The following is a 9,535-nucleotide window of genomic DNA, read 5'->3' as shown; positions in this document are numbered from 1 at the left end:
ACGGACATAGTGAATTTCCTTATTGCAGAAAACGCAGATTCCCTTCGGGAATGACAACAGAAAAAAGAGGAATGACAACAAGAAGGTGACGATTAGCTGTTGGTGCGTTTGCGGGTCTGGGTGCTGCGGCTGCGGTTGTTGGAGATGCGCTTTGCTCCGCCGAGCAGCATCAGGAGCAGGGCCTTCTGGGCGTGCATGCGGTTTTCGGCCTGGTCGAAGACGACGGATTGCGGACCGTCGAGCACAGCGTCGGTGACTTCGGCGTTGCGGTGCGCGGGGAGGCAGTGCATGAAGACGGCGTCCTGTTGCGCGTGGGCCATCAGGGCTTCGTTGACCTGGTAGGGCTTGAAGATGGGGGCGCGCTTGGTGGCCTCGTGCTCGAAGCCCATGCTGGTGCAGACGTCGGTGTAGATGGCGTCGGCTCCGGTGACAGCCTTGACGGGATCGTGCAGGAGCGTGATGCTGCCGCCGGTGGTCTCGGCGATCTCGATGGCCTTGTGGATGATTTCGAGTTTGGGCGCGAAGCCCTTCGGCGAAGCGATGGTGCAGTGCGCGCCGAGCTGCGCGGCGGTGAGCATGAGCGAGTGGCAGACGTTGTTGCCGTCGCCGACGTAGGTGAAGCGCAGACCTGCGGCGGAGCCGAAGCGTTCTTCGATGGTGAAGAAGTCGGCGATGGCCTGGCAGGGGTGTTCGAGGTTGGAGAGTGCGTTGATGACGGGGACGCGGGAGCCGGCGGCCATCTCGGTGATGGTCTCGTGCGCGTAGGTGCGGAGGACGATGATGCTCATCCAGCGTTCGAGGTTGCGGGCCATGTCGGCGAGGGATTCGCGTTCGCCGAGCGGCGACTGGGTCTGGTCGACGAAGATGGCGTTGCCGCCGAGCGTGTTGATGGCGGTCTCGAAGGTGAGGCGTGTGCGCAGCGAGGCTTTCTCGAAGAACATCACCATCTGCTTGGCGTCGAGCGCGTGGCGGAAATCTTCAGGGTGCGACTTGACGGAGTGGGCCAGCTCCATGATGGCGGCCATCTCCTGCACGGTGAGGTCGGCGATGGAGCAGAGGTCGCGTCCGTTCAGGCGCTTGGCGGCTTCGGTGAAGGCGGTGTCGGACTGGATGCCGAGCGTTGCCTTGGGCTTGGGGGCGGGCATCTCTTCGGGCGCGATCTCCGCCGGTTTCATGATTAAGGTCTTGCTACCCATGAGCTTTTTCTCCTGCGGGGGCCGCACCGCTCAGTACGGCGCCGGCTTTCAGAATTTCGTCGAGCGCGGTGATGGTGATTTCGACGTGCTTGCGCTCCAGAATGTACGGCGGCAGGAAACGCAGCACGGTGTCGCTGGTGCGGTTGATGATGATGCGGCGCTCCATCATCTCGGCGGCTACGTGCTTGGCGAGGTCTGCCGAGTTGAGTTCGATGCCGAGCATGAGGCCCAGGCCGCGCACGTCGGTGATGCAGTCGTGGCGCCTGGCGAGGTCTTGAAGTTTCGTCTTGAAGAACTGACCGACTTCTTCGACGTGCGCGAGGATGTTTTCTTTCTTGAGCGTGTCGATGACGGTGATAGCTACGGCGCAGGCGAGCGGGCCGCCGCCGAAGGTGGTGCCGTGCGTGCCGGGTGTGAAGGCTTGTGCGGACTCGTTGGTGCAGAGCATGGCGCCCATGGGGATTCCGCCCGCGATGGGCTTGGCGATGGCGGTGACGTCGGGCTGGATGTCGTAGTGCTGGTAGGCGAACCACTTGCCGGTGCGTCCGAGGCCGCACTGGATTTCGTCGGCGAGCAGGAGCGCGCCGGTGGAGTCGCAGAGTTCGCGCGCGGCACGGAAGAACTCGGGCGAGATGAGGTGGATACCGCCTTCACCCTGCACGGGCTCGATACAGATGCCGCAGACTTCGTTGGAGAATTTGGCGCGCAGGTCAGCCACGTCGTTAAATTGCACGAACTCGACGTTGGGCATGACGGGGCCGAACGGCTCGCGGTACTTTGCCTTGGCTGTAGTGGCGACCGAGCCCATGGTGCGACCGTGGAAGCTGTGATCGAGCGCGAGGAATCTGGTGCCGATGGTGCGGCCGCCTGCGCGCAGGCGTGTGGCGTTGGCGCGCGCGAGCTTCAGCGAAGCTTCCCACGCTTCTGTGCCGCTGTTGCAGAGGAAGACGCGGTCGAGGCCGCTGATCTCGGTGAGGCGGAGCGCGAGGTTGGCGGTGTGCTCGTGATAGAAGAGGTTCGAGGTGTGGAGCAGTTGCGTGCTCTGGCGGCGGATGGCTTCTTCGACTGCCGGATGAGCGTAGCCGAGCGCGGAGACGCCGATGCCGCTGAGCAGGTCGAGGAAGTCGTTGCCGTTTTCGTCGCGCAGATAGACGCCCTTGCCACTGACGAAGAGATAAGGATTGCGCTCGTAGGTCTGGACGAGCAGTTTGTTTTCGGCAGCCTGAATGGATTCGAGCTTCATGCGACCATCACCTCCGTTCCGTCGTTCACCCGGGTGGAGCAGAGGTCGGGCAAGAGCCAGGCGGCCTCCGCAGGAAGAATGCGTACACGTTTGACGCCGTGAGTCAGGGCCTCGCGGCAGGCGTTGAGTTTGGGCAACATGCCGCCGGAGATGATCTGCTGCTTTTCCAGGGCGGGAATCTGGGCGAGGGTGAGCCAACGCATGACGTTGCCGTCCGCGCCTTTGACGCCGGGGACGTCGGTGAGGAAGACGAGCGCGTCGGCGTGCGTGGAGACGGCGCAGGCGGCGGCCATCTCGTCTGCGTTGATGTTGTAGTACTCGCCGTCGAAGCCGAGGGCGATGGAGGAGATGACCGGCACGGCGTTCATGGTCCAGATGGCTTCGAGCCAGCGCGGGTCGGAGGCGGCGATCTCGCCGACGAAGCCGAGGTCGGGGTTGGTCTTCTTTTTGCGCGCGCGGAAGACGTGGCCGTCTCCGCCGGAGAGGCCGACGGCGGCCTGGCCGTGCGAGCCCACGGCTGCGACAAGCGCCTTGTTGACGCGGCCAGCGAGCACCATCAGCGCGGCGTCGCGGGTTTCGGCGTCGGTGATGCGCAGGCCGGAGATGAACTCGCTCTTCTTGCCCATCTGAGCAAGGGTGCGGGTGAGCTGCACGCCGCCGCCGTGGACGACCGCGACCTGGTTGCCGTCGGCGACGAGGTCCGCGATGGCCTTGCCGCAGGCGTGCAGCAGATCTTTGTTCTCCAGCGCGGCGCCGCCTAGTTTGACAACAAATCTCACAGCAGGCCCTCCTGTTCAGTCCATCCGCACATCACGTTGAGGTTTTGTACTGCCTGCCCGGCTGCGCCTTTTAATAGGTTGTCGAGGCACGAGACCAGGATGAGACGCCTGCTGTCCTTTGCCAGCGCGAAACCAACGTCGCAATGGTTGGTGCGGACGATGTGTTGAATCTGCGGCAGGTGCGGCGTGGGGTGCAGCCGCACCATCGGGCTGTTCTTGTAGAAGTCGTGCATGACCTTGGTGATGGCTTCTGCGGTCATCGGAGCCTTGAGGCGCGTGTAGATGGTCGAGAGGATGCCGCGCGGAATCGGCAGAAGATGTGGCGTGAACTGGATTTGATCGGGCGCGAGGTGGAGTTGCTCGAAGAGTTCGCCCGTATGGCGGTGGCCGAAGACGTTATAGGCGGAGAAGTTGTCTGCGGCGTACATGAAGTGCGTCTTGGCGGTCGCGGCTTTGCCCGCTCCGCTGACGCCGGATTTGGAGTCGCAGATGATCTCGTGGCTGAGGTCGAGGAGGCCGGCCTGCACCAGCGGCGCGAGTGCGAGGATGACGGACGTGGGATAGCAGCCGGGGTTGGCTACGAGGCGCGCGCTGCGAATCTCGGCGCGGTGGAGTTCGGGGCAGCCGTAGACGGCTTCGGCTTGCAGCTTCGCGGCGAGTGCGGGGTCGGCGTCGGTCAGTTTGTAGACAGCGTGATTGCCGGCTTCCTTGAGACGCCATGCGCCGCTGAGGTCGATGACCCGGATGCCGCGCGCGAGCGCCTCGGGCGCCCACTCGCGCGATTGCTCGTGCGGTGTGGCCATGAAGAGAAACTCGATGCCGGAGTCCGTGAGGAAGTCCCAGTCAAAGGGATGGATTTTGTGCGATTGCACGGTGCCGGGCACACCGAACTGCGGGTGAAGTTCTTCAAGATATGTTGTCGTGCCGGAGTCGCCGGAGCGCCCGAGAAAACAGGGAAGCGCGCCGGTGAGACGCGGGTGTTGCAGCAAGAGGCGCGCAAGTTCGCCGCCCGCGTAGCCGCTGACTCCGATGACGGCAGTGCGCGGTGCGCGGGCCTCGTATTCGCCAGCCGGTTTGGTGGTGGTCTCCACGTCGCTTTCCATCTCCAGATTAGCCAAGGTAGCCTTCAATCCGCGTCTTCAATACGCCTGCCTGTTGCTGGTCGGGACAGATGATGAGGACGGTGTCGTCGCCGGCGAGGGTCCCGATGACCTCAGGCCAGTCTTCGTAGTCGATGCCTGCGGCGATGGGCTGCGCGCCGCCGGTGGTGGTTACTAAGACCAGAAGGTTCTGCGCCTGCTTCACCTTGAGGCCGAAGCTTTCAAGCACTTCGCGGATCTCGGGCAGGGAGTCTTCATCCCCGTCTTCTTCGCTCGGCAGCGAGTAGCCGCCGGGGCCTTTGGAGAGCCGCAGCTCGTGGATGTCGCGCGAGAGCGTTGCCTGGGTGACGTGGAATCCGCGACCGGCAAGCTTGCGCCGCAGCTCGTCCTGGCTGGCCACTGGCGTCTTCTGGAGTAAGTCCCGGATAACAGTATGACGCTGCTGTTTCATGAATACGTTTGACCTGTTTTATCGCAATCGGTCTTCACTGGTGTAAAAATAAAGACACCGCAAAATTTAAGAATAGCCCGAAAAATCACTATGCATAAATATACAATTTTGATGTATATTTATGCAAGCGGCATGAGTGAACTGTATCGCATTCTCCCAAGGAAGGAAAATCGGACTAAGCTTTGACGCTTCGTTCGAGTATAGTGAAGCATGGACTGGTCTCTGGCAAATTCCCTGAACGCGAAGCCATCGGTGTCTTCGAGCACCCTGCGGTCCCTTGTGGATGCGCGCTTCGAACATGACTCCTGCGGTGTTGGATTTGTGGCTTCGGTCGATGCTACGCCCTCCCATGACATTTTGAAGAAGGCCCTGACGGCGCTGGCGCGGCTGGAACATCGCGGCGCGACTGCTGCTGACGGCAAGAGCAGCGACGGCGTTGGCATTCTGGCCGCCGTGCCTCGCGCACTGCTGTTGCGCGAGACTGGAATTGCGCTGGATGATGCGCGTCTGCTGGGCGTTGGCATGTTGCTGCTGCCGGTGGAAGAGACGCGCGCCGAGGCTCTGCTGGAGCGGTGTCTGCTCTCGCATGATCTGGAGGTGTTGGGCTGGCGCGATGTTCCGGTGCGCACGGAGTTCCTGGGCGAGATGGCCCTGAGCACGATGCCGAAGATCCGGCAAGTGCTGGTCGCGGATTCGGCCAATGGCGAGCCGGACACGATGGAGCGGAGGCTCTATCTGGCGCGGAAGCAGTTTGAGCGTGCGCATGAGCGGGGAGATGTGACGGGCAATATCTGCTCGTTGTCCACCCAGACCATCGTTTACAAAGCGATGTGCGCGGGAAATTTTCTGGCGGAGTTTTATCCGGACCTTGCTTCGGAAGAATATGCAACGCCGTTTGCGATCTTTCACCAGCGATATGCGACCAATACGCTGCCGACATGGCACCGGGCGCAGCCGCTCCGTACGCTGGGGCACAACGGCGAGATCAATACCGTGTGGGGCAATCGCGCGCGCATGGCCGCCCGCGATTCAACCCTTCCTGTCGAGTGCAAGCCCGTGCTGACGGAGAATGGGACCGACTCGACGAGTCTGGACGAAGCGATTGAGCTGCTGGCGCAGAACGGCAGAACGATGCCGGAGGCGGTGCGGATGCTGCTGCCGCCTGCGACGTCGGGGCAGCATACTTCGCTGTTCCTGCGCTACCACACGGATTGCTCGGAGCCGTGGGACGGACCGGCAGCGATTGCGTTCAGCGACGGAAAATATGTGGGCGCTGCGCTGGATCGGAATGGGCTCAGGCCTTGCCGGTTCGCGGTGACGAAGGCGGGGCTGGTGGTTGCGGGCTCCGAGGCCGGACTGGTCGATCTCGACCCGGACGAGGTGACGCACAGCGGACGGCTTGGGCCGGGACAGATGCTGGTTGTCGACCTGGTGAACCACAAGATTTACGAAGACGAGACGCTGGCTGAGCTGTTCGACGCGGGCGCGACCTACGCGACGCTGGTGGAGGACACGCCGCTGGTTCCGGTTGAGGTTGCGGCCCCCGAGCCAGCCTTGATGGCGGCCTGGCAGCGGGGCTTCGGCTACACGCGCGAAGATGTGAAGATGATTCTGCAGCCGATGGCTGTGGACGGCAAGGACCCGGTGTGGTCGATGGGTGATGATACACCGCTGGCGTTTCTGGCGCGCGCGCCGCGTCCGGTGTATGCATACTTCCGCCAGCGGTTCGCGCAGGTGACGAACCCGGCGATTGATCCGCTGCGCGAGGCCTGCGTGGTTTCGCTGCATACGCGGCTCGGCCCGTGGCCCCATATGCTGGATAAGAATGCGCCGCTGCCGGGACTTTCGCTGCCGTCGCCGTTCCTGTCGCTGGGCCAGGTGGAGGCGTTGCGTAAAGGCGAGTATCCGCATAAGGCGGAGCTGAAGATGGCGGAGTTGCCGTGCGTGTTTGACGCGACGGGCACGCTGGCCCAGGCGCTCGATGAGCTTTGCATGCAGGCCATTACGCTGGTGCGGAACGGCGCGCGGATTTTGCTGCTTTCGGATCGCTCGGCGACTTCCGAGAAGCTGCCGGTGCCGATGTCGATGGCGACGGGCGCGATTCATCAGGCGCTGGTCGCGGCTGGTTTGCGCACGCTGGCTGGTATTGCCGTCGAGGCAGGCGACTGCCGCGACATTCATCATGCGGCGGTGCTGATTGGTTACGGCGCGGGTGCGGTGTGTCCGTGGCTGGCGCTGGAGACTGGCATTGCCCAGGCCCCTGCGGGCACGGATGCTGCCGTGGCCGAGCGCAAGATGCTGAAGTCGCTTGACGCAGGGCTGGCGAAGGTCATGTCGAAGATGGGCATCTCCGTGGTGGATAGCTACCGCGGCGCGCACCTGTTCGACATTCTGGGGCTGCATTCGAGCGTGGTGGATCGCTGCTTCCCGAACACGCCTGCTCCTCTCTCCGGCATTGGATTTGCCGAGATCGAGCGGCAGTTGCGCCAGGCATGGGGAGCAGGCGAAGCCGGGACGGAGGGACTGCCCGACTATGGCTGGGTTCGTTTCCGCGGCGGTGACAGCTCCGAGTATCACGGCTGGCGGCCACCCAATGTGAAGGCGTTGCAGTCCGTCGTCGGCACGGCGCGCAATGTGCCGATGCCTGCTGATCCTTCGAGCGCGTTCGCTATCTTTACCAAAGATGTGATCTCGCGCGATCCGGCGGTGCTGCGCGATCTGCTGGAGATTCGTCCTGCGGGCCCGGAGCTTGCACTGAGTGACGTTGAGGCTCCGGAGAAGATTTGGAAGAAGTTTATTTCGAGCGCGATGTCGCTGGGCTCGCTGAGCCCGGAGGCGCACCACACGATCACGATGGGGATGAACATGCTCGGCGCACGCTCGAACACGGGCGAAGGCGGCGAAGATTGCGACGTGTATCGGCCGAATTCTGTGATTGCCGCCGAGGCTGAGGCGTTGGCGCATGTGAGCGTGAAGGCAGGTTCGGGCGCGCCTGCTGCGGTTGCCGAGCCGGTGGTTGAGGCCCCGGCGGTGCATGTCTCGCTCAACAACAAGATTAAGCAGATTGCTTCGGGACGCTTTGGCGTGACGGCGGAGTATCTGGCGCACGCGGAAGAGATTGAGATCAAGGTGGCGCAGGGCGCAAAGCCCGGCGAGGGTGGTCAGTTGCCCGGCCACAAGGTGAGCGGCATGATTGCGCGACTGCGTCATGCACAGCCGGGCGTGCCGTTGATCTCGCCGCCGCCGCACCATGACATTTACTCGATTGAGGACCTGGCGCAACTGATCTATGACCTGAAGCGGGTGAACCCGAAGGCGACGGTTGGGGTGAAGCTGGTCTCGGGCTGCGGCGTGGGTACGGTCGCGGCTGGCGTCGCCAAGGCTTATGCAGACTTTATCGTGATTGCCGGCAACGTGGGCGGTACGGGTGCGGCGGCGCTTTCGAGCATCAAGTACGCGGGCAATCCGTGGGAGCTTGGACTGGCCGAGGCGCAACAGGTGCTGATGCAGAACGGCATGCGGAGCCGAGTGCGGCTGCGTACCGACGGCGGCCTGGCGACTGCGCGCGATATTCTGATCGCTGCGCTGCTTGGGGCCGATGAGTATGCGTTCGGCACGGCGGTGCTGGTGGTTCTAGGCTGCGATATGGCTCGGCAGTGCCATCTGAACACCTGCCCGACAGGCATTGCAACACAGAAGCCTGAGCTGCGGGCGAAGTTCCGGGGCAAGCCCGAGCATGTGGTGCGCTTCTTTGAGGAATTGGCTGCCGACGTTCGGCATCTGCTGGCTCGCTATGGACTGCCTTCGCTGGAGGCTGCGGTGGGCCGCGCGGACCTGCTGGAGCAGGTGCGGTTCGACGGCAATCTCGATTTGCAGCCAATGCTGGCGCAGGTTTCGGATGGCCCCAGTCGTTGGATGGGAATGCGGAACGACCAGCCGGAGGCGCGTCCTGCGCTGGATGAGGCGTGGGTGGAGCCTGCGCTGGAGGCGGCTGAGGCCGGAACTCCGTATGTGGTCGATTCAAAGATCACGAATGCGGACCGCTCGGTTGGCGCGCGGCTTGCGGGCGAGCTGGCTGTGCGGCGGGCGAAGGCTGATCTTCCGGCTGACGTGACGTTCAACCTGGAAGGAACAGCAGGGCAGTCATTTGGCGCGTTTGCGGTTGATGGCATGAAGCTGGTGCTTTCGGGGCAGGCCAACGACTTTGTCGGCAAGGGGCTTTCGGGCGGCGAGCTGGTTATCAAGGCTCGCGGGCTGGCGGCGAAGGACAGCGGTCAGCACGTCATTTTGGGCAATGTGGCGCTCTATGGCGCGACGTCGGGCAGGCTGTTTGCCGCCGGACGCGCGGGTGAGCGGTTTGCTGTGCGGAACTCGGGTGCCGTGGCTGTTGTCGAAGGTGTAGGCGACCACGGATGCGAGTACATGACCGGCGGCGTGGTTGCCGTACTGGGCAAGGTTGGGATGAACTTCGGCGCGGGTATGACAGGTGGATTGGCCTGGGTATACGACGAGGATGGAACCTTCATCTCAAACGAGAGGTATCACCCGGAATTCATAAAAGCTGAAGGATTTAGCTCCGTTGATGCTGAATCGCAGGAGAGTCTGCGGGCGCTGCTCCAGACTCATGCGGAACGCTCCGGCAGCGGCTTGGCGCAGGCGATGCTTGCGGACTGGGCGAAGCGGTCGGCGGCGTTTGTTCGGCTGACGCCTGTGCCTCAGGTGTAAATCCTTCACATCGATAGAAAACCCTGTTGAGGCTTCCGAAA

Annotated in this window: 6 protein-coding genes; 1 reads left to right on the top strand and 5 read right to left on the bottom strand. The window is 63.1% G+C overall.

All coding sequences use genetic code 11. The features are described 5' to 3' along the window. Positions 1-92: 92 nt before the first annotated feature. From argF to VFU66_RS10570, 5 genes are read right to left on the bottom strand one after another with little or no spacing between them, the layout of a single operon-like run. Positions 93-1,196 (bottom strand): ornithine carbamoyltransferase, encoded by a 1,104-nt coding sequence (gene argF, locus VFU66_RS10590; RefSeq protein WP_326446219.1) that lies wholly within the window; start codon positions 1,194-1,196, stop codon positions 93-95. Beyond that, positions 1,189-2,439, bottom strand: a complete 1,251-nt coding sequence (locus VFU66_RS10585; protein ID WP_326446218.1) for an aspartate aminotransferase family protein — start codon at positions 2,437-2,439, stop codon at positions 1,189-1,191. The genes argF and VFU66_RS10585 overlap by 8 nt, the downstream gene beginning before the upstream one ends. Next, positions 2,436-3,218 (bottom strand): acetylglutamate kinase, encoded by a 783-nt coding sequence (gene argB, locus VFU66_RS10580; RefSeq protein WP_326446217.1) that lies wholly within the window; start codon positions 3,216-3,218, stop codon positions 2,436-2,438. The genes VFU66_RS10585 and argB overlap by 4 nt, the downstream gene beginning before the upstream one ends. After that, positions 3,215-4,336 (bottom strand): N-acetyl-gamma-glutamyl-phosphate reductase, encoded by a 1,122-nt coding sequence (gene argC, locus VFU66_RS10575; protein WP_414649416.1) that lies wholly within the window; start codon positions 4,334-4,336, stop codon positions 3,215-3,217. Before argC ends, argB begins: the two co-directional genes overlap by 4 nt. After that, complete coding sequence (locus VFU66_RS10570; protein WP_326446216.1) at positions 4,329-4,769, bottom strand: arginine repressor; 441 nt, start codon at positions 4,767-4,769, stop codon at positions 4,329-4,331. The genes argC and VFU66_RS10570 overlap by 8 nt, the downstream gene beginning before the upstream one ends. Before the next feature lie 252 nt (positions 4,770-5,021). Between VFU66_RS10570 and VFU66_RS10565 the strand changes: the two genes are divergently transcribed. Next, positions 5,022-9,494: a glutamate synthase-related protein gene (locus tag VFU66_RS10565; protein ID WP_524536967.1), complete on the top strand. Its 4,473-nt coding sequence runs from the start codon at positions 5,022-5,024 to the stop codon at positions 9,492-9,494. The last annotated feature ends 41 nt before the right edge of the window (positions 9,495-9,535 follow it).

Source organism: Edaphobacter sp., assembly GCF_035763405.1.
Classification (GTDB): Bacteria; Acidobacteriota; Terriglobia; order Terriglobales; family Acidobacteriaceae; genus Edaphobacter.
This window is presented reverse-complemented; position numbering and strand designations above follow the sequence as displayed.